15 protein-coding genes and 2 tRNA genes are annotated in these 21,059 nt (G+C 61.6%); 10 read left to right on the forward strand and 7 right to left on the reverse strand.

Features of this window, described 5'->3' with window-relative positions:
* The first annotated feature begins 33 nt into the window (after positions 1-33).
* Genes BIGA_RS08075 through BIGA_RS08085 form a run of 3 tightly spaced genes read left to right on the forward strand, consistent with a single transcriptional unit; the run spans position 34 to position 2,415 of the window.
* Positions 34-294 carry a hypothetical protein gene (locus BIGA_RS08075; RefSeq protein ID WP_033506900.1) on the forward strand — a complete coding sequence of 87 codons (261 nt, stop codon included), beginning with the start codon at positions 34-36 and terminating at the stop codon, positions 292-294.
* Positions 295-328: 34 nt separating this feature from the next.
* Positions 329-1,501 carry an ROK family transcriptional regulator gene (locus tag BIGA_RS08080; RefSeq protein WP_033506899.1) on the forward strand — a complete coding sequence of 391 codons (1,173 nt, stop codon included), beginning with the start codon at positions 329-331 and terminating at the stop codon, positions 1,499-1,501.
* A gap of 47 nt (positions 1,502-1,548) precedes the next feature.
* Positions 1,549-2,415 (forward strand): ATP-binding cassette domain-containing protein, encoded by an 867-nt coding sequence (locus BIGA_RS08085; protein WP_033506897.1) that lies wholly within the window; start codon positions 1,549-1,551, stop codon positions 2,413-2,415.
* A 331-nt stretch (positions 2,416-2,746) separates the two neighbouring features.
* Here BIGA_RS08085 and BIGA_RS08090 read toward each other — a convergent pair whose 3' ends face one another.
* A complete protein-coding gene (locus BIGA_RS08090; protein ID WP_033506895.1) occupies positions 2,747-3,205 on the reverse strand; it encodes a GNAT family N-acetyltransferase in 459 nt (152 codons plus the stop codon).
* Between the two features lie 377 nt (positions 3,206-3,582).
* On the opposite strand from BIGA_RS08090, the gene BIGA_RS08095 reads away from it, so the two are divergent.
* The 5 genes from BIGA_RS08095 (at position 3,583) to BIGA_RS09365 (ending at position 7,302) form a co-directional block, all read left to right on the forward strand.
* Positions 3,583-3,656: transfer RNA gene (locus tag BIGA_RS08095), tRNA-Ile, on the forward strand.
* Between the two features lie 39 nt (positions 3,657-3,695).
* A complete protein-coding gene (locus BIGA_RS09040) occupies positions 3,696-4,796 on the forward strand; it encodes a DUF7695 domain-containing protein (RefSeq protein WP_051917192.1) in 1,101 nt (366 codons plus the stop codon).
* Positions 4,797-4,932: 136 nt separating this feature from the next.
* Entirely contained in the window at positions 4,933-5,385 is a 453-nt protein-coding gene (locus tag BIGA_RS08105) for a hypothetical protein (RefSeq protein WP_033506891.1), read from the forward strand.
* Positions 5,386-5,651: 266 nt separating this feature from the next.
* Positions 5,652-6,104, forward strand: coding sequence for a plasmid mobilization relaxosome protein MobC (gene mobC, locus BIGA_RS09045; protein WP_081929597.1), 453 nt, complete (start codon positions 5,652-5,654; stop codon positions 6,102-6,104).
* A 199-nt stretch (positions 6,105-6,303) separates the two neighbouring features.
* Positions 6,304-7,302, forward strand: coding sequence for a DUF4238 domain-containing protein (locus BIGA_RS09365; protein WP_161786262.1), 999 nt, complete (start codon positions 6,304-6,306; stop codon positions 7,300-7,302).
* Positions 7,303-7,365: 63 nt separating this feature from the next.
* On the opposite strand, the gene BIGA_RS08120 is transcribed toward BIGA_RS09365, so the two are convergent.
* The 6 genes from BIGA_RS08120 to tgt all read right to left on the reverse strand — a co-directional run bounded on the left by BIGA_RS08120 (position 7,366) and on the right by tgt (position 16,073).
* Positions 7,366-10,497, reverse strand: coding sequence for a type I restriction endonuclease subunit R (locus BIGA_RS08120; protein WP_081929601.1), 3,132 nt, complete (start codon positions 10,495-10,497; stop codon positions 7,366-7,368).
* 3 nt (positions 10,498-10,500) lie between these two features.
* Complete coding sequence (locus BIGA_RS09370; RefSeq protein WP_081929603.1) at positions 10,501-11,670, reverse strand: restriction endonuclease subunit S; 1,170 nt, start codon at positions 11,668-11,670, stop codon at positions 10,501-10,503.
* A gap of 1 nt (position 11,671) precedes the next feature.
* Positions 11,672-13,240, reverse strand: a complete 1,569-nt coding sequence (locus BIGA_RS08125; protein ID WP_033506886.1) for a type I restriction-modification system subunit M — start codon at positions 13,238-13,240, stop codon at positions 11,672-11,674.
* A 352-nt stretch (positions 13,241-13,592) separates the two neighbouring features.
* Positions 13,593-13,675, reverse strand: a tRNA-Leu gene (locus BIGA_RS08130).
* 105 nt (positions 13,676-13,780) lie between these two features.
* Positions 13,781-14,680, reverse strand: a complete 900-nt coding sequence (locus tag BIGA_RS08135; RefSeq protein ID WP_051917194.1) for a nitroreductase family protein — start codon at positions 14,678-14,680, stop codon at positions 13,781-13,783.
* Positions 14,681-14,771: 91 nt separating this feature from the next.
* Entirely contained in the window at positions 14,772-16,073 is a 1,302-nt protein-coding gene (tgt, locus tag BIGA_RS08140; protein ID WP_033506884.1) for a tRNA guanosine(34) transglycosylase Tgt, read from the reverse strand.
* 344 nt (positions 16,074-16,417) lie between these two features.
* Between tgt and BIGA_RS08145 the strand changes: the two genes are divergently transcribed.
* Complete coding sequence (locus BIGA_RS08145) at positions 16,418-18,265, forward strand: S1C family serine protease (protein WP_033506882.1); 1,848 nt, start codon at positions 16,418-16,420, stop codon at positions 18,263-18,265.
* A 379-nt stretch (positions 18,266-18,644) separates the two neighbouring features.
* A complete protein-coding gene (locus tag BIGA_RS08150) occupies positions 18,645-21,026 on the forward strand; it encodes a heavy metal translocating P-type ATPase (protein ID WP_034259921.1) in 2,382 nt (793 codons plus the stop codon).
* Positions 21,027-21,059 lie beyond the last annotated feature (33 nt).

A 21,059-nucleotide genomic window follows, 5' to 3' on the forward strand; every position in this document is an offset into this window, starting at 1 on the left:
CGGGGCCTTCTCATATCTCGCAAAGGAGCACCCATGAAACTGACCACCTCCGCGCGTGCGCGCCTGTATGCGATCACCGGCGTCGCCTGCATCATCTGGCTGGTACAGACCCTCATCGAGGCGCACGGCGATGGCACACTGTTCTCCTGGGCGACGATCGTGCTCGCCCTGTGCCTGATCGTCGTCTCCGTATACTGCGTGGCCAACGCGGTCCGGGATTGGAACGCCGACGCCCGCGGCACCCGCCGTACCGATAGCCGCGACAACGGCGGGAATACAGGGGGTCGGACGTGAACGGCGAGCATCGCCGTGCGTTAAGCTAACTGTCATGGCACGAAGAACGAACGGGTCTCAGGCGTCGCTGCGGCGGGCGAATCAGGCGAGTCTGCTGGAATCCATCCACCGATTCGGCGCGATGACCCAGGTCGAACTCGCCGAGATTACCGGACTGTCGACGACGACCGTCTCCACACAGGTGCACCAGTTGGTTCAGGAAGGCAAGCTGGAAACCCGCAACACCGTGCGCAACGGTCGCCGGGCGACGCTGGTCGCCCTGGCACGCAAGCAAGGACTGGGCGTGGGACTGTCCATCACCCGGCGCGACCTGATCGTGGTCGTGGCCGACTACGCCAAGGACGTCATCGCGAGGCGTCGGTTGCCGCTGCCGGCGAAGCACAAGGCCGACACGACGCTGGAGCGGGCGGTGCGACTCGTCAACGAGATGCTGGAGAACGCGGGAGCCGATGCGGGCGAGGTCGTGGGCGTCGGCGTTGCGGTGGGCGCGCCGGTCGATTACCGCGCCCAGACGGTCGCGGTGCCGGGCATCCTGCCCGGGTGGAACGGCGTCGACATCCGCGGGCCGCTGGCTACGGCGTTCCATGTGCCGGTCGTCGTCGACAACGACGCCAACGCGGCCGCCGTGTGCGAGGGACGCGTCGGCGCGGTCGCCGGTCGGCAGAACTTCGTATACATAGGCACCAACGACGGCGTGGGCGCGGGCATCATGGTCAACGGCGACATCCTGCACGGCGTGACCGGACTCGCCGGGGAGATTGGACACATCCAGGTCGATCCGTTGGGCAGCATCTGTTCGTGCGGGAACCGAGGGTGCCTGAACACGATCGTCGACGAGACGCGGCTTGTTTCGCTGCTCAGCGTCACACACGGGAACATGACGTTGGAGGACCTGGTCCGGCTCGCCAACGACGGCGACCCGGGATGCCGGCGGGTCATTGCGGACACCGCGGTGCGCATCGGGACCGTGGCCGGCGATCTGTGCATCTCGGTGGATCCGGAGATGGTTGTGGTGGGCGGCAACCTAGCGATGTCCGGGGACACATTCATCGAGCCGTTCTCCGAGACGCTGCAACGACTGCTGTTCCCGAACGCGCTCACCCCGATCCGTGTGTGCGCCGCCGCCCATCCGGACTACGGGGCCGCGCCCGGGGCCGCCATCATGGCCATTGAAGTAGTGGAGAAGAGGAGCCTGCTCCAGGGCTGAGCCTCGGGCCGGACGTGCGTGCCGGCGCGGGCGTGACAGGAGAATCGATGAACGATATGACGCCGCTGCTGGAGATCAAAGACGTCTCCAAGCGTTTTGAATATGTCGAGGCACTCAAGTCCGTCAATCTGACGATTGGACGACGCGAGGTCGTTGCACTGGTCGGTGACAATGGCGCGGGCAAATCGACGCTGGTCAAGATCATCGCCGGGCTGTGCCAGCCCACGTCGGGCGGACTGGTGGTACGGGGCGAACCGGTGCGGATCGGCGACGTACGTGACGCCAACGCCCTCGGCATCGTCTCGGTATTTCAAGGCAACGAGCTGTGCGAGAACCTCAACGTGGCCGCGAACCTGTTCCTGGGGCGGGAACTGCGCACAGGCTGCGGCATCCGCGACGAGAACGCGATGGTCGTGCGGGCGCGAGCCGTACTTGACACGTTGTCGTCGTCTATTCAGGTCGGGCGGCCGGTGGCGAGTCTGTCGGTGGGGCAGCGGCGGATTATCGCGATCGCGAAGACGCTGCTCAGCGAGCCGGACCTCGTTGTGCTCGACGAGCCGACCGACTCGCTGTCCGTGATGCAGACCGCCGAGGTGCTGGAGTATACCCGACGGTTGCGTGCGGAGGGACGTTCGGTGATTATGGTATGTCACGATTTGCCGGACGTGTTCGCGGTGGCGGACCGGATCGCGGTACTCCGGCAAGGGCGGATCATCGCCGTGCACGAGACCTGCGAGACCAGTTATGAGCAGATTCTGGCGGAGATGGCCGGCATCGTGGACGAGGATGCGGACGGGCGCGGGGACGAATCCGACGGCGTACCGGCAGGCGGGGCTGTCGGATACCGGATACGGGTGGGAACGTCCCGGCGGTTGATCGAGCGGCGCGGCGAGCAGAGCGGTTTGCCCGTGTAGACGGTATGGCGACGGGTCGCTCGGGCGCGGGCTGCCGACTCGGAAGCGCTGACGCGAGTCCGGGGCGTAGATTTCCGGACGTGGCTCATTCAGTTGGGGAAAACCGCGTTCAGTTGGGAACTTAGCCGGGCATTTTCCGCATCAGTGGCGTGATTTCAAGCGGTTTGTTCCGTTGGCGTGCCCGAAAGTTCCCAACTGAGTGCAAAAATCCCCAACCGAATGGTACTCGACGGCTGTGCGTATGCTACTGCTCGCAGTGCACCGCGGAATCGCGTGCGCTAATGGGCCGTTCGAGAGGGATTGCGGGAATCGGTTCTTCGTAAGGACGAATCTACTGGTGGAGACGCATGTACAGCAGCGGGTAGGGGCCACCCTCTTCATCCTGCTCGGTGCGTCGGTATGTGACGAATCCCATGTGTTGGTAGAACTCGATCGCCTGCGGGTTCTGCTCATTCACAGTGAGTTCGCTGACGTTGTGATGGGCGATGCCGTGTTCGAGCAGCTGCTTGCCGACGCCGTGTTCACGATGATCGGGATTGACGAACAGCATTTCGAGCCGTCCGTCGGCGACTCCCATGAACGCAAGGGGCGTCTGGTCCGAGCTGTCGCCGTCGGGGCGCATGACGATCAATTCCGGTACTTCGGCGATGGCTTGCGGCACGTATTGCTTGATGCGGTTGATCTCATCATCGGTCAGAAACGTATGCGTCGCGCGAACCGACCGCTCCCACACCGCGACCAAGGCGCTGACGAGAGCGGTGTCGCGATGTTCCGTATCCTGCAGAATCATGGTGACCTTTCTATGTTCGCGTGATGACCTGTTGCCACCATAGCGTGGCCGACGATGGGTTTTTCTTGCGGAAAGGGAGTTTTTGAGAGCAACGCTGGATGTCAGCACGCTGCGCCGCACGGTCGGTTTTCCGTGTTCTGGGGTAGGCTGGTGTTTCGAGGAGGTGTTCCGATGGCGGCGGGAGCGATGTTCGCAATGATGACGGTCAGCGCCGTGCGCTCGCGTGCCCGGATGCCGTTTTCCGTCGTGTCCGTCCACCATGCGCCTTTGTCGTGGGCGTGGCGGCCGAACGGTCGAATACGATAGCTGGGATCGTCGTCGCATCGTGCCGAAGCGGGCTGGTTGCTCGTTTCCGTTCTTGAAAAACTCTTTTCCGCGCCCCTGTAGCTCAGTGGGTTAGAGCGGCGATCTTATAAGTCGTTGGTCACGGGTTCAAGTCCCGTCGGGGGTACTTGTATGTTGTTCGATTGCATGGTTGAAGGAGGATCCGATGGTGGATGATTCGTCGGCGCCGATTATGTTGTTGGATTTTGATGGGGTGCTTAACGCGTTCCCGGATGCGATCGGCGTCAGGTACGAGGACGTGGGCGTGGCGCCCGTGGTCGAGTGCCGGGGGCGTATGACCGACGATTTCGGTCCGGAGCGGGCGTTCCGTTTGGATGGTGTGGAGACCGTGCGGCTGGGCCGCAGGGGCGGCACGTGGCATCTGCATTGGTCTCGCGAGCTGGCTGCGAACCTGTACGGGCTGGCCGAGTCCGGTGCCGTCGACCTGCGCTGGCTGAGCACGTGGCAGCCGTATGTGCATATCCTGGACGGTCTGCTGGGCTGGGATCCCGACGTGGTGCATAACACGCACTGGTACGATCCGCTCACCGGCAGGGGCCGTATGGGTGGCAAGCTGCACGCGGTCGTGGACGAGGTGATCCGCCAATTGCGCGTCGCGGACGCGGATGGAAGTCCACGTCCGATCGTGTGGGTCGACGACGAGGAGGCGTCGGTCGCGAACGCGCTGATGCTGCACGGGCATGAGGGCGCGGGCCCCATGCTGCTGGTCAACCCGCTCGCGTTCCGTGGGATCAGCCGCCGCCAGTGGGCGTGCATCCGCCGGTTCGTCGCGGACCCGCCCGAGGGGCCGGTGGTCGTGTACAGCGACACCATGCACGAGGATGGCGTGACCGCCGACCGGCTGCATGACATCGACCGCCTGCCCGACATGACCGGGCACCGGGGGATTATGAGACCGAGGAACGGGTTGTCGCTGCCGTACCCGCGGTTCGTGATCCTGCATAACAGCGGCCGCTGCCGGCTGTGCGGACGCGTGCTGGTCTCGCGGTTCCGGCATGAGATGGACGGATGTGCCTGCGGCGCGGCCGTGGACGGCGGCCTGGACTACCAGCGTCTCACCGGTCTGGTCGAGAGCACCTTGGTGGCCGTCGAGGTCGCGGATCCCGACCAGGAGCGGCGCGCCGCGCAGGTCCAGCGAAGCATCACCGCCGCCTACCGGCGTGGAGAACCGCCGTCGGACGAGGCGCTGTGTGCTGCGATCACGTACATTACCGGCACCGGCGACCGGGGCGCAACCGTGACCTGACGATGGCGGGCTCGTGCGTACGCGGTGTCGGCTCATGTGCATCCATGCGGTCGTCGTGTCCGCCTGTCCTCCCCGATCCGGCGTGTTTCGGCGCACGATGATTGTGGATGCCAAAACCGCGGAAAGGGGACGAATCATGTTCTACAAGCATCACTTCACCGTGGTGATCGATCACGACACCGCACAGGATTTCAGGAACAAGTGCGCCGAATTCAAGGTGAGGACAGGACACGCGCTTCGCTGCCTGCTCCAGCCGCCAAGCATCGACGAACTCTACAAGGGCGACCGGCTTGATTTCGACGGCATCCCTAGGCTGCCCGGGGAAAGGCTCATAGGCGGAGAGAACCCCGACAGGCTGACCGTGAACCTGACCCCGGCGATGTACGACGTGTTCACCCGATACGCGATCGCACGGGAATATTCGCGGTCCGAACTGGCCCGGATGCGGGTCTTCGAAGCGACACGCACCCAATACTTCGAGGAACTTATCGGACCAACGACATGGACGCTGGAAATCAAATGCCGCACGATGCTCGAGCAAATCGGCGCGCCCGCCCACAAGGAAACGTGTACACGGTGCGACCGATAACACGGAGCCGCACCGGTTGCTCCATGCGGTCGCGAACGCGCTCCGCCACAAGTTCCGCAACAGGTATCTGAACGGGACGGCAAGCGGTGGATGACACCCGACTGCAATGGGTTCGCGAACCCTATCGTGAACCCGTTCACGAACCGTTCTCCTGTGGGAGCAAGCTATACGGTTTGTGCGTACAAACCATGCTTGCCGCCCTCCGGCCCAGGCCGGAGGAAAACACCCGAGTGCCACAGGCCGGACCCGCACGGCCGTCATGAAAGATGGAGACAGCAATGGCGAGGAAACAATTCCACATCAACGGCGAGCTGCGAAGCGAACGCATCTACATCCGCGTCAGCGGGAAGGAGAAGGAGACGATCGCGTCCGTCGCCAAGGTACGGAACGCAACGATCTCCCGCACGTTCCTCGACCTGTTCCGCGATGAGTACCTGCGCATCGAACGGGAACAAATGGAACGGGAATCGCCGACGGTCCAGGAACTCAAACGCATCCGCAGCGAGATCTGGCACATCGGCCACAACATCAACCAGATCGCAAGACTGACCAACACGGAACTCGGCACCACCCACAAGGACGTGACAGCCATTAACGACGGCCTGGAACGCTGCGAACAGCTCCTTTCTGGACTGGATGATCTCGTGGCGAAGGAACATAATTTGCGGCGGGACAGATCCGTTAGAACGCATGATGTCATCTCCGATCAAAAGAAATAAAACGATAATGAATATGCGAGAATCCACACGATTAGGAACGGCGTTGGAATCTTCTCCGGATATGGAAAATAGTAAAGTCGTTCATGAATACCATTAGGCGTCGTACCAAGATGACGATAGCTGGCTGTTTGCACCTGCTCATTTCTCATGATATTTGCGGGAAGTTTCGGAATAGCTGGCCGTGAAGCGGTGTTGTCAATTGCAGGAATCGAATGAAATCTTTTCAGCTGCACGTACCTACGACGGAAATGAGACGGTCGCTTTGACAAAAAAGAACAATCATTACATCCCGAAGTTCCTGCTTAAGCAATGGAGCGAGGACGGTAAGAGCATTTACATGTACGACACAATCGCTCCTAATGCCGACAAACCGCTGTGGTGCAAAAGCTCTTTACGAAGCACAGCGTCGGAGAAAGGTATGTACGTACGCCAAGGACCAGACGACGAGCTGGACGATTCCTTGGAACGCAAACTTGATAAAGAGGTAGAGAATCCGGCCGCATCTGTGGTCGAGAGGATGAACAATCGTATGCGTCAACCATCTGCGGAAGAGGAACGGATTCTGAAGAACCTTGTAGTGGCGCAGCGAGTGCGTACTCCAGGTGCACGGAGACGCGCATTCGTCGCAGCACAAGATTGTTTGATAAACGGTATACCGGAACTGACAAATAGATTTATAGACATTGTTGAGCAGACAGGAACGGTGCCGGAACCGAGCGGCGAGGCTCCCAATGTTCCAGGTTTGACAATCGAACCTGTCCCTGAAGGAATCAGGTGCGGAATCACTTTGGGATCAGAGCTATTCCAATACAGCGTTGAAAGAGGGCTTACCAGTGAGTTTCGGGAAGTGTTCGATTCCTCTCACTGGCGGCTGGGTATTCTTCCCGAAGACGCCGCAGACCTTCCGCTGGGAGATGAGCCTGTCATAACATCCATATCGTTCGACCGGGAAGGGAACGCGGAACGCGGCTCTTTCCTCGCCATGCCATTGGGCCCTAGACGGCTGTTTTATACGTTCATCGGTTTTACCAAGAAGGAGATGAGGAAAACCGCGACGTCGCCTGCATTCTATGCCGGAGTCAGGCAAATGATCGTCAAACAGGCGATACGCAGGATATACAGTCGCACTGAGGATCCCGATATACCTGAAAGTCGCCCAAGAAAGATCGATCGGCAATCTTTTGGAGAAAAAGTGTAAAGGCGACGAACGCCGGTACTTTACGAATCCTCTGGGCTGTCCGCTAGTCTGTTTCTGTTGTCCCTATTTACTGCCGTTCTCTTCGTCGAGCGGGTAGCTGCGCACCAGCGTCTTGTATTTGTCGTAGAACGCTTGGAGCTTGTGGATGATGCGGTGTCGTTGTTCGAGGTAGGCGTTGCCTTTTGTGAAGCGTGACATGCGCGGCATGCATTCGCCGATGAGGGCACCCGTTTCGGGGACGCCGTCGCCATCGAAGGCGATGGACAGGATCCTGCGGGTCTGCTCGGGCTTGAGCCGTTCCTCGGCGATAAGCCCGTCAAGCTCCCGTTCGACCTGCCCGCCCAGATACGTGTGCCACGCGTCGTCCACGCGGCGCCGGCGTTCCTCCAGCCCGCCGTCCTCGTGGCGGGCCCCGTCCGGCGAGACGCCCATGCGCTCGACGAACTCGAGAATCAGGTCGGCCTTGTCACGCAGTTGCGGACTGGACGCGACCGCTCGGCGTATCCGGTCGTACGCGGTCCTGTCCTCACCGTTGCCGCCATGCGCCTTGGCCACGAGCTCGAGGATGTAGTCCACGCCGACCTCGACCTGACGGATCAGCTCGATCTCGAACACCAGATCGTCCACGATGTCGCTCTTCTCGGCCTTCGCCCGGCTTTTGAGCTTGTCACCGATGTCGAGGTAGACGCCCTGCAAATCCTGCAGCAGACGGTCGGACAGCGGGTCGTCGGCGGGGAACTCGTCGAACACGCCGAGCACGTTGCGCAGTTTCAGGAGCGCGCCGAACGCGCCCACGAACCCTTTCTCCGCGGCTTCGCCGACCACGCTGACCGCGCCATCCCGGACGTACTTGCGGGTGATCTCGTCGACGAGCTCCAAATACTGGCCGAGGTACTCCCGGTAGGGTTTGAGCACGACGATGCCTGCCGCATCCCGGTCTCCGAACAGTTCGAGCGCCTCGTCGACCTGCTTGGACAGATCCCGGAAGCACACGACGTTGCCGAACGTCTTGACCGAATCCAGGATCCGGTTCGTCCGGCTGAACGCCTGGATCAGCCCGTGCATGCGCAGGTTCTTGTCCACCCACAGCGTGTTCAGCGTCTTCGAATCGAAGCCCGTAAGAAACATATCCACCACGATCAGCAGATCGATCTCACGGTTCTTCAACCGTTGGGACACGTCCTTGTAGTAGTTCTGGAACCTGGCCCCGTCCGTCGAGTACGAGGTGCCGAACATCCGGTTGTAGTCCCCGATCGCCTGTTCCAGCGCCTCGCGGTCGCTCGCGGGCAGACCGGCCGCGTCCATGGACTCGTCGGCGATGATGCCCGTGGCCAGGTCGTCGCCGTTGGGCGCGTACGAGTAGATCATCGCGATCCGCAGCCGGTGCCTGAGCGTGCCGGCCCGCTCCATCTCGTCCTCCTGCTCGGTCAACGCCCGGTAATACCTGCGGGCGGCGGGAATCCCATCGGTCGCAAGGATCGACGTGAACCCGGTCCCATCCGCCCTGCGCATCGTGGCCTGGCCGAAATGACGGAGGATGTACGCTGCGTTCATCGCGATGCGCGCCTCCGAGACGATCGCGCCCTCCCGGTCGATGGCCTCCACGAGTTCGCCCTGGGCGTCCGAATCCGCGGACTGGCGCATGGTCTGCAGATAGGACACGCGGAACGGCAGCACGTTCCCGTCCGCGATCGCGTCCACGATCGTGTACGAATGCAGACGGTCTCCGAACGCCTGCTCCGTGGTTCGCAGCGTCGGATCCCCGCTCATGTTCGCGTTTTTGGCGAAGATCGGCGTGCCCGTGAACCCGAACAGGTGGTAGTTCCGGAACTTCCGGATGATCTCCCGGTGCATCCTGCCGAACTGGCTGCGATGGCACTCGTCGAAGATGAACACCACATGCCGGTCGTAGATCGGATGCGTCTGGTTGCGCGAAATCAGTACGGACAACTTTTGAATCGTGGTCACGCAGATGCGTTTCGTGTCGTCACGCAGGTTCTCGTCCAGCGCACGCGTGTCCTCGGACCCGTTGACCGCGTCCTTCTGGAACCGGTTGTACTCCTTCATGGTCTGGTAGTCCAGATCCTTGCGGTCCACGACGAACAGGACCTTGTCCACGCCCTCCATGCGGGACGCCAGCTGCGCGCACTTGAACGAGGTCAGTGTCTTGCCCGACCCGGTCGTATGCCATATGTACCCGCCCGCGTCCGTCGTGCCCAGACGTTTCCGGTCATACTCGGAGATCAGGATCCTGTTCAGGATCCGTTCCGTCGCGCAGATCTGGTACGGGCGCATCACCAGCAGTTTGGGTTCGTCCTCCGCGGTCAGCACGCAGTAATGCGTCAGCACCATCAACAACGTGCCCCGCGACAGGAACGTGCGCGCGAACCCCTCCAGATCGGCGATGCGCCGGTTGTTCGCGTCCGTCCACCAGCTCGTGAACTCGAACGAGGCGACGCCACGCCGCCCCCGCTTGGGATGCGTATGCTCCCAACGCACCGTGTTCCCGTAATACTTCGTGCTCGTGCCGTTCGAGATCACGAACACCTGCACGAACTCGAACAGACCCGACCCGCTCCAGAAACTCTCCCGCTGATACCGCTCGATCTGGTTGAACGCCTCCCGCAGCCGAACCCCGCGCCGCTTCAACTCGATATGTGCCAACGGCAGACCGTTCACCAGAATCGTCACGTCATACCGGTTCAGGTGCGCGCCGTCACCCGCCTCGTACTGGTTCATCACCTGCAACCGGTTCCGATGGATATGCTCGCGATCCAACAAGTAGACGTTCTTGACCGAACCATCATCCCGCTCGAACGCGATCACCGGATCGTTCTGGATGCGCCGCGTCTTGTCGATTACCGTCAACGCCGGATTCGTGACATACCCCGAACAGAAACGCGCCCACTCCGCATCGGTGAACACGATACCGTTCAATTCCTCGACCCTGGCGCGCAGATTCGCCACCAATCCGGCCTCCGAATCAACCCGCAGCCGGTCGTACCCCTGACTCGTCAGAACACGAAGGAGCCCTTCCTCCAACGCCGCCTCGGACTGATACGCGTCCCCCGCGGCCGGAACCGCGGGAGCCTCCGAACACACCGTCGACTCCGGCCCCTGCAAAATCAGCCCATACGTCAACGCCCCAGACGATGGCCTTCTCTCAGTCTCAATAGGCTCATCCACGGTCGCCATAATCTACGCTTTCTTTGGGAAAACCAACAGCCGGTCACGGTAATACTCATATTGCCGGTGACGAGCTTCAATCTCGGCAGGCAAACCGTCCGATAGCGAACTCGTTAACGCATCAAAATGGTCAAGAATATCAACAACCCGTTGCTGAACAAAAAGAGGCGGGACGGGGATACGAACTTTTCCTACATCTCCCAAATTAATCTTTATCGGCACGGCAGTTAAAATAGTGTATCGACGTAATTCTCGTCTGCCATCAGAGCTTTCGAGGACATACTTAAGATATCGTGGCAGTATAGCGTTGAAATTAGGTTTTATAAGACAAAGTGAAACATAATACGCAAGTTTCTCATCCGTCTCGACTACTGCACACTTACCTATTGATCCAATTCTTGTCATAAGTACGTCGCCTTTGCAGGGGGGATTGTTATATTGTTTATTAAATGCGTCTTCAGAAATACGTTTATCTGACGCGTATAGATCAGTGATATTCTCAACGCTTACAAATTTAATGCCCGTTGTTGTATATTTAGGTGTTTGATGTGTTCCGTCGTATACGTTTGCGATATCCGAAATAGGACGGATATAGATTTCATTTCCTGCTATTTTTTCCAGGTTTTCGCGGGACAGCAATTGGTCACGGTAATAGGCATACTGCGCCTTCCGTGCTTCTAGCTCCGTTTCTAGCTCCGTTTCCAGCTCCGTGAACGAATCCAACACCCGCACGACCTCATGCTGAACATCAAGAGGGGGAACTGCGACGGGAAAATCAAGAAACATCGGTTTACGTAATGACTTAACAGTAGCTGAACATGCTCTTTTTTCAACATATTTGCGGAATTGGCTTACCATGAACCAATAGCAATAACGAGGTAACACGTCATCCGAAGTAATATGTACACGATATGCTCGTTGATGAAGCGCATATTTTCCTTTAACAAAATGGAAAACTTTGCCCACTTCTCCATCTCCAGCCGTGACAATGGAAGTCTCATCAAATTCATATGTATTGGAATGTTTTATTTCCGGCGAACGTACATAAAAAGGATATTTTCCATCTTCAACTTGATCTTGAGTATTGCTTGACCCTGTGCCGATTTCAGCAATCTCTGCAAGAGTCCTATATTCAACTCCATTAGGGCAAAGTTCTGCAAGCATGTCATCAATTTTGCTCATTTCATGCCTCCAGATCCTTGATAATGGTGTCGATTTGTTCGCGTAGTTTCTGCTCGCGTTTCACAATGCCTGCGATGTGCTGGTTGAGCTCATGGATGTCGATCTTCTCCCGCATGTCCTTCTTCTCGACCCAAGTGTTCACGGACAGGTTGTAGTTGTTCTCCCCGCCCAATTGCTCGATGGACACGAGCTTGGAGAAATATTGTTCCTCGGACCGGTCGTGAACCGTTCGGTAGATGTGGTCGATGTTCTCGGGCATGAGCTTGTTCTTGTTGCCCACATGACTGAACTCGTCGCCCGCGTCCACGAACAGCACCTTGTCGTCCTTCTTGCTTTTGGAGAGCACAATGACACATACGGCGATGGTGACCGGTCCGAAGAAAAGATTCGCAGGCAGTTGGATGACCGCCTCGACGAAGTTGTTGTCCACCATGTACCTGCGGATCTTCTGCTCGGCGCCGCCCCGGTACAGGACGCCGGGGAATTCGACGATCGCGGCCTTGCCGTCCTGGCTGAGCCAACTGAGCATATGCATGGTGAACGCGAGGTCCGCCTTGCCTTTGGGGGCGAGTACGCCGGCTGGGGAAAATCTTGGGTCGTTGATCAGCGTGGGATCGGAATCCCCGGCCCATTTGATCGAATAGGGAGGATTCGACACGATCGCGTCGAACGGCTCGTCGTCCCAATGCTTCGGCTCCATTAACGTGTCGCCTAGAGCGATGTCGAACTTGTCGAACGGGACCCTGTGCAGGAACATGTTGATGCGCGCCAGATTGTACGTGGTGATGTTGATCTCTTGGCCGTAGAAGCCGCGGCGAACGTTCTCCTGCCCCAGATTCTTCGAGAATCTGAGCAGCAGGGAGCCGGACCCGCAGGCCGGGTCGTACACCTTATTCACGCTTGTCCGGTCGCCGATTACGATGCGGGCGAGCAGCTCGGATACCTCTTGGGGGGTGAAGAACTCGCCTCCCGACTTGCCCGCGTTCGACGCGTACATGTTCATCAGATACTCGTACGCGTCGCCGAATAGGTCGATGCGCGCATCCCCGATATCCCCGAAGTCCAGGGATGCGATACCCTTGATAATTTTCACAAGTCGCTGGTTACGTTCCGACACCCCGGTGCCCAGCTTGTTCGAATTCAGATCGATGTCGTCGAACAAACCACGGAAGCTTTTCTCCGAAGGCGTGCCCACGCTCGACCCCTCGATATGGTCAAACACATTCCTGAGCGTCTCGTTGAGGTTCGGGTCACGGTCGCATCGCGCCACGACGTTCTCAAACAATTCGGAGGGCAGCATGAAGTAGCCCTTCTCCTCGATGATGCCCTCCCTGGCGTCCTCGGCCTCCGCGTCATCCATCAGAGCATAGGAGAAATCCAAATCCCCGGATTCGTGCTCGCCTTCATCGATATACCCGGCAAGATCCTCGGAAATGAACCGGTAGAACAGAAACCCCAACACATACATCTTGAAATCCCAGCCATCCACCGCGCCGCGCACATCATCCGCGATACCCCAAATCGCCTTATGCAACGCCGCACGCTGTGACTCCTTCGTCGTATCCGTCATTGCTCGTACTCTCCCTCACCTGTTGTCGTATCCGTGAAAAACACCAATACTCTGAATAATAAAATGACTTGGCTCGTCATCGATGTCCCAACACGGTGTTGGACGGGGAATGACGCGAATCAATAACCGATGACGATGCCGTTGTTGCTCTTTGCTGGTTCGGAATCGGACGTTACCAATCATCAAGGCCGTGATTGTCGCGGAACGTCCGGAACGACAGGGATTGCTCGCTCCTGATTTCTAAAAACCCGATTTTTTTGTTACCAATTCTGTTACCATCGCCCGGTTTCCCAGGAAAGCGGAAGGCTCCGAATCGTTGTCGTTCCAACGATTCGGAGCCTTCCTCCAATCGTGCGAGTGGGGGGACTTGAACCCCCACGAGCATACACTCACTGCCACCTGAAGACAGCGCGTCTACCATTCCGCCACACTCGCAGACAAGTGATTAACTTACCACTCGATTGCCGGAATGTGCAAATCGGCGTGTCGCGATGTGTCGTACGGGGTCTTGCTCGTAAGCAAAGGCGGTCTCTCCGCCCGCTAGTCGGTCGCGCCGGCAGCTTCTTCACCGGAGGCGGCAGTGTCACGCCAACGAACGTTCTCGCGCCCTGCACCGACTTCGAAGTGGTATTTCGCGCAGCCCAGTCCCACATGCGCGAACAGTCCCTCCGTCGCCTCTGCGCTGACCGTGCCTTCCTCATACAGGGTGAACAGGAACGGCTGCTGGCTCAGCGACGTCGGCGCGAGCATCGCGGCCTCCATGCCGGCGCGGAACCAGTCAGGCATCGCCATGCCGTCCGGTATCCGGCATAGCTCCTCGATCGGCTTGCTGCGGCGTCGCCCGCCCGGCCGTGCACCATGACCGAACGCCAGTACCCACACAATCTTCTCCCCGGGGTGCAGGCACCACCACGGGTGTTCCGCCGCGTCCGCATCGTCCAGCACGGCCCAGCTGGTCTCCAATCCCAGCTGCACGGCGCGCAACGCCAAGCGCTCCCCGTAGTAGCCGACCCGTTCCTGCAACGCGATCTCGCCAGGGTCGGTGGCCGCCTCATCCGCGGCGGCGGCCTTGTGCCACGCAGCTGCGGCGCCGTCCGGTATCGTATCGACCGCCACGCTGGGGTCGGCCGTACCTGTTGCGGTTTCGGTTGCCGCGTCGTGCTCGTTCGTGCCTGCCGCACCGTGCCCGTCCGCCGCACCGTCGCGTACCGGCCGCCCAATCAGGGCGATGGCGTTGTGCACGCCGGTGAACCGTCCGTAGTGCGTCTTCAGCCCGAGGAACGCGTCGTCGAGGCCGGTGGTCATCTGGATGTGCAGGCCGCTCTCCTGATTGCACGCGTCGATCTCGGCGCGCAGGATGTCCAGAATCGCCTGGTCGACCGGTTCATCGGTGTAGGCGCGGATGGCGTGTCGTTGTTCCATCGCTTCGAGCAGGTTCATGATGCAGTCCTCTCTGTCGCTTCGGATTGTCGAGTAGCTTCGGACTATCGATTTGGACTATCGATTCGGATTATCGCGTCGGCCCATCGGTTCAGCCGCGTGAACCGTTGGCGTAGAACCGGGTCAGCGTCGCGTCGCGGAACTCGTCGAAGTATCCGCCGTCGATCGAGGCGCGGATGTCGTCGAGCAGCTTGACGAAGAACCGCTCGTTGTGGATGGTGGCCAGCGTGAACCCGTTGAACTCGCGGGCGCGCAGCAGGTGGTCCACGTAGGCGCGCGAGTAGTGCTGGCAGGTGTAGCAGTCGCAGCCTTCCTCCAGCGGCCCGAAGTCGGTTTTGAACTCGGCGCGCTTGACGTTGTACCGGCCGTCGCGCGTGAAGATCGCGCCGTTGCGCCCGCAGCGGGCGGGGGCCACGCAGTCGAACGTGTCGCCGCCGTTCTCCACGCAGGCGAAGATGTCGTCGACCGCGGCGATGCCGAGGACGTGTCGCGGCCTGTTCTCCGGCATCTCGTCGCAGATCCACGCGCAGATGTCGCCGATGATGCGTTTCTCCATCGCACCGCCGATGCCGACGCCGTCGAAGTCGAGCGAGGCGATCTGCGATGCGGCCCGTCGCCGCAGATCCTCGTAGTTCGCGCCCTGCACCACGCCGTACAGCGCCTGGTACGGCTTGCCCAGGCGTGATTCGGTGAGCCGCTGGTGCTCGGCCACGCAGCGCTGCGCCCAACGGAACGTGCGTTCCACCGACCGCTCCTGGTAGCCGCGCGTGTTCATCAGCGTGGTCAGCTCGTCGAACGCGAACATGATGTCGGCACCGATTTTGTGCTGGATGCCCATCGAGATCTCGGCGCTGAAGCGGTGCAACGAGCCGTTGAGCGGCGACTTGAACGTCACGCCGTCCTCATCCACGAACGCCAGGCGCTCCTTGCCTTCGGCGATCACGTCATCCGACTTCATGCCGGTCACGTCCATCGCCAGCGTCTTCTTGAACCCGGCGCCCAGCGAGAGCACCTGGAACCCGCCCGAATCGGTGAACGTGGGCCCGTCCCAGTTCATGAATCGGCCGAGACCGCCCGCCGCGTCCAGAACATCCTCGCCGGGGCGCTCGTAGAGATGGAACGCGTTCGACAGCAGGCACTGCGCGCCCAGATCCTTCATCGTCTCCGGCAGCACCGCCTTCATCGCGGCTTGGGTGGCCACCGGCACGAACGCGGGCGTGCGGATGTCGCCGTGCGGGGTGTGGATGATGCCGGTGCGGCCGTAGCGTGCACCGCCGCGGCCCTTGCCGTCGGGGGAGTCGGGCAGCCGGGTGATGGTTTCGAACGAGAACGCGCCGCGGTCGCCGGGCTTGCCGGGTTCCGCGCCGCGGGGATGATCGAGCAGACTGGTCATACCGTTCACTCTAGGCGAAGCACTGCCGAAAGCCGGCGGTGAGCTGCGTCACATCGGGGGAGGGAGGGGCGATGGGCGATGTGGACGCGTGGCTGTCGGGAATCGGTCGGAATCGTTGGTATATGGGCGATTCGAGCGCAAGACGCCGGCTCGGTCGACTCCGTGCGGCCCGGGTGTCAACGAATACCATGCTGGTTAGCGCAAAGCTTCCAACCAACATTCAGAAAACTTCCAGAAGCGCTCCCTTAACTCATAGATAGCGATTCCGAGACGGCGGTGAGCCGAGCAGGTTGACCGCCGCTTGTATAACGGCATAAGGAACAGAACGAAACCAAGGAGCAGCAATGGCTGAAGAGAATAACGGCAGCTGGCCGAACCAGCAGACGCCGCAATCCAGCGAACAGCCGCACAACGAACAGCCGAACCAGACCCCGCAGATCGTGGAGGGCGACCAGTTCACCATGACCACCAGCGGCGAGGCCGCGAACGCCGAGCAGCCCACGGAGACAATCCCGACTGCGGCGGCGCCGGCGGCGGCCGAATCCGCGCCGAGCGCGGCATCGGCAGGCCCGGCCCCGGCCGCGGCCCCGGAGTCGCCGTATCGCCCCGCACCGGAATACGGCGCCTACGGCCCTACCCCCACGCAGCCGGCCGCGCAACAGCATCCGCAGTCCGCGCCGACCCAGCAGATGCCGCCGCAGAACAACCGCAACCCGTATCTGACCGGCAACCCGTTCCTGAACGGCAACAACGGTCCGGCCAATCAGGAGCAGGGCGGCACCGCGCCGAACAACGCCCCGACCAGTCCGTTCATGGCCCCGGTCAACGGTCCGCAGAACAACGGCAACGGGCCGAGCAACCCGCAGGGGTCGATCTTCCCGCCCGTACCGGGCTCCGGCGCGCCGAAGCCGAACCACGGTGGCGGTCGCACGGTCAGCGGTGTGATCATCGCCGTGGTGGCGGCCCTGGTCAGTGCGGCGCTGTGCTTGGGCGTCGGTTACATGGCGATCACCGAAGGCTGGGTCAAGGTGCCGACGACTAGCTCGATGCAGAACATCGACTCCGGCAAGTCCGGCGACGGTAGCGCGCCGATCACCAATGGCGAGGCCGTGGATTGGGCCGCCGTGGCGGACAAGGTCTCCCAGTCGGTGGTCTCGATCCAGACCACGCTGCAGAACGGCACGGCGGCCGGCTCCGGTGCGATCATCGACGAGCAGGGCCACATCGTGACCAACAACCACGTGATCTCCGGCGCGCAGAACATCCAGGTCACGCTCTCGAACGGCCAGATGTACACCGCGCAGGTCACCGGCACCGACACCACCACCGATCTGGCGGTCATCCAGCTGGATGATGCCCCCGACGGGCTGGTTCCGGTCGAATTCGCCGATTCGGATACGCTCGCGGTCGGCGAGCCGGTTATGGCTATCGGCAACCCGCTGGGCTACGACGACACGGCGACCACCGGCATCGTCTCCGCGCTGAACCGTCCGGTCAGCGTGATGGACGACAACAACTCGCAGATCGTGACCAATGCCGTACAGATCGACGCCGCCATCAACCCCGGCAACTCGGGCGGCCCGACGTTCAACGCGGCCGGACAGGTCATCGGCATCAACTCGTCGATCGCCTCCACAGCCAGCTCCAGCAGCGAGGCCGGCTCCATCGGCATCGGCTTCGCCATCCCGTCGAATCTGGTCAAGCGCGTATCCGACGAGATTATGAAGGACGGCCAGGCCACGCATGTGGCGCTGGGCGTGACCATCACCAGCGACACGGTCGAGGCTGACGGCGTGGTCCGCGGCGGCGCCCGCATCACCACGCCGAGCACCGGCGGCAAGGCCGTGGTGTCCGGCAGCCCGGCGGACAAGGCCGGCCTGCAGGCCAACGACACGATTGTGGCGTTCAACGGCAACGCGGTGAACAACAACTACTCGCTGCTCGGCTTCGTGCGCGCGGCGTCGCTCGGCGACACGGTGAAGCTCACCATCGTGCGCGGCGGCAAGACCATGGACGTGGACGTGACGCTCGACCAGCAGGAGGAAGCCGTCAACGGCACCAACCGCAGCGAGCAGAACAACGGCTCCGGCCAGCAGGATCAGCAGAACCAGCAGGATCAGAACGGTCAGCAGGACCAGAACGGCAACGGGTACGATGACGGTGGCCTGTTCGATCCGTTCGGCTTCTGGTAAACCGCACGCGGGCGTCACGATGTGACGTTCCGCGCCCACCTCGGAACGGCACCCCGACCAACGACCGGTGAGAACCGGTTCGGCGGCCGGGGTGCCGTTTTCGTTGCAAGAAGGCGGGACGACTTTCGTGCGGTTCGTGGCTTGGAGGGCGTGTGGCTGACACGCTGTCAGGGCACGCGTGGGTTGGAATCGCGGCGATCTGCTGGTACGCTCGTACGTGCGCCCCGCAGGACGGGCCGCAACTCAATAACTGAAGATGAATTGTTGATCTTTACGCCGTGTGTCGTGCGATTCATGTCGTCGATGGGCTAACAAGGCGTGAATCAAGCACCGGCTGTGCGGAACGTCCGTACGGTCGATACCGACGTAAGGAGAGACGATGAAGATATTCATCGCTATGTTGCACAGGATACTCAACGTGTGCAAGCTCGTTCCCATGCTGCCGATCGTGATTGTGTCGGCTCTGCCCATTGCCCTGTTGTGGGATTTCCGTCCGTGGGATAAGCCGTTCTGGTTCGTCAATCCGAGCATCGGCCAATGGATCGTGATCGTGCTGGTCGCCTATACCGTCATCAACACGCTGCGCGGCATGATCGACGACATCCGCCACGGTCACGTCGGCGTCGACATCCTGGCGGTGGTTGCGCTGCTGTCCACGCTGGCGGTGGAGGAATACTGGGCCAGCTGGGTTGTGGTGCTGATGGTGTTCTCCGGTTCCGCCATCGAGGCCTACGCCGAGGACAAGGCCAAGAACAACCTGACCGCGCTGATGGAGGCCGCGCCGCAGATCGCCCACGTCGCCGACCTGCCGGGGGTGGGTTCCGGCGCGCATGCCGCGTCCGGATCCGACGACGATGCGCGGACGATGTCCCGCGTCGACCGGGTGATGGCCGCCGACGCCCCGGAACCGGATGCGCGGACGGCGGAGGATGCCGGCGCGGATATCGCCCACGCCCCGTACCGCACCGTGCCCGTGGACCAGGTGCGGCTGGGCGACGTGCTCATCGTGCTTCCCGGTGAAACCGTGCCCGTTGATGGTGAACTGCTCAGCGGTTCGGCCACGCTGGACCTGAGCAACATCAACGGCGAACCGGTGCCGCGCGAGGTGTTCGCCGGCGCACGCGTGATGTCCGGCGCCATCAACGGTTCGGCCACGCTGACCATGCGCGCCACCGAGCTCGCCCGCGATTCGCAGTACCAGCGCATCATCGAACTCGTCTCGTCCGCGCAGGAATCGCGCGCCACCGTGGTCAAAACCGCCGACCTGATGGCCGTGCCGTTCACGGTGATCTCCTTCGTCATCGCCTGCACCGCGTGGATCGTGTCCGCCGACCCGACCCGATTCGCGCAGGTGCTCGTGCTCGCCACCCCATGCCCGCTGCTGATCGCGGCGCCTGTGGCGTACATCGCCGGCACCGGACGGCTCGCCAAGGCCGGCATCATCATCAAGACGCAGGAGGTGCTGGAGAACCTCGGCCGCGTCTCGCATGTGTTCTTCGACAAAACCGGCACGCTGACCGTCAAGAAACCGCAGGTCGTGCGCGTGGAGATCGCCGGCGCGGAATCGTCCGACGTGGTGCCGCCGTCCGCGCAGGGTGCGTCGGCCTCCGCGCAATCCGGACGCCGGCCGTATACGGGGCTGGACGCCGACCATATCCTGATGTACGCCGGCGTTGTGGAATCGTATTCGGTGCATATCCTGGCTAAGGGCATCGCCACGGGCGGCACGGCCGTTATGGACCGGCTCAAGGAACGCGCCGCGAACGGTGAAACGCTGGCGGCGGAGGACGAATGGCTGGTGGATGCGCGCAGCTACCCGGTGGTCCGCGGCGTGACCGAGGACGCGGGCAACGGTGTCAGCGGCGAGGTCAACGGGCATCGGATCCGCGTGGGACGGTTCGCCTTCGTCACCGCGACGGAGGATGGAACGGCTGCGGCTCAGACCGCGGCGACGCCGGATGTGGCGGGCCGTGGTGCGGCGGACGCCGGCGGTTTCCGGGCCACCGTTGACGCTGCGCGCAGGCGTCAGGAGGCCAAGGCATCGGCCCTGGCCGCGCGCAAGCTCACCGTGGCGCAGATGTTCGGCGAGCTCGCTCCCGACGAGATGGCCACCTATGTGGCGGTTGACGGCGAACTGGCGGCACGCATCGTGCTCAAGGACGTGCCGCGCGCCAATGCCAAGGAGTCCCTGGACAAGCTGCGTGGCATGGGTGTGGAGCGTCTGACCATGCTGACCGGGGACAAGCGCGCCTCCGCGGACATCATCGCCTCGGAGGTCGGCATCAATGACGTGCATGCCGAGCTGTTCCCGGAGGGCAAGGTGCAGGCCATCATCGACGCGAAGCGGGAGAACCCGAAGCGTCAGCCGTGGTGGGACAAGCTGATTGCGCGGTTCGTGGGCGAATCGACCACGCGGTCCATCACGATGATGGTGGGCGACGGCGTGAACGACGCCCCGGTGCTGGCGGCCGCCGATATCGGCATGGCCATCACCGACGGCACCTCGACCGCCGCCTCCGAATCCGCGCAGGTGGTGATCATGAATGATGACATCGCCGCCGTGCCGCGGGCCGTGGCCATCTCCCGGCGCACCAAGCGCGTGATGATCCAGGCCGTGTGCCTGGGGCTCGGACTGGCGCTGGTCGGCATGATCGCCGCCGCGTTCAACCTGATCCCGGTGGTCATCGGTGCGCTGATGCAGGAGGCCATCGACGTGGTGTCGATCCTGTGGGCCCTGACCGCCCTGATCGACCGCGACTGAGCCGTCCGTTTCGTGAGGATTCGTTGAATGTCG

This window comes from Bifidobacterium pullorum subsp. gallinarum (assembly GCF_000741215.1).
Taxonomy (GTDB): domain Bacteria; phylum Actinomycetota; class Actinomycetes; order Actinomycetales; family Bifidobacteriaceae; genus Bifidobacterium; species Bifidobacterium pullorum_B.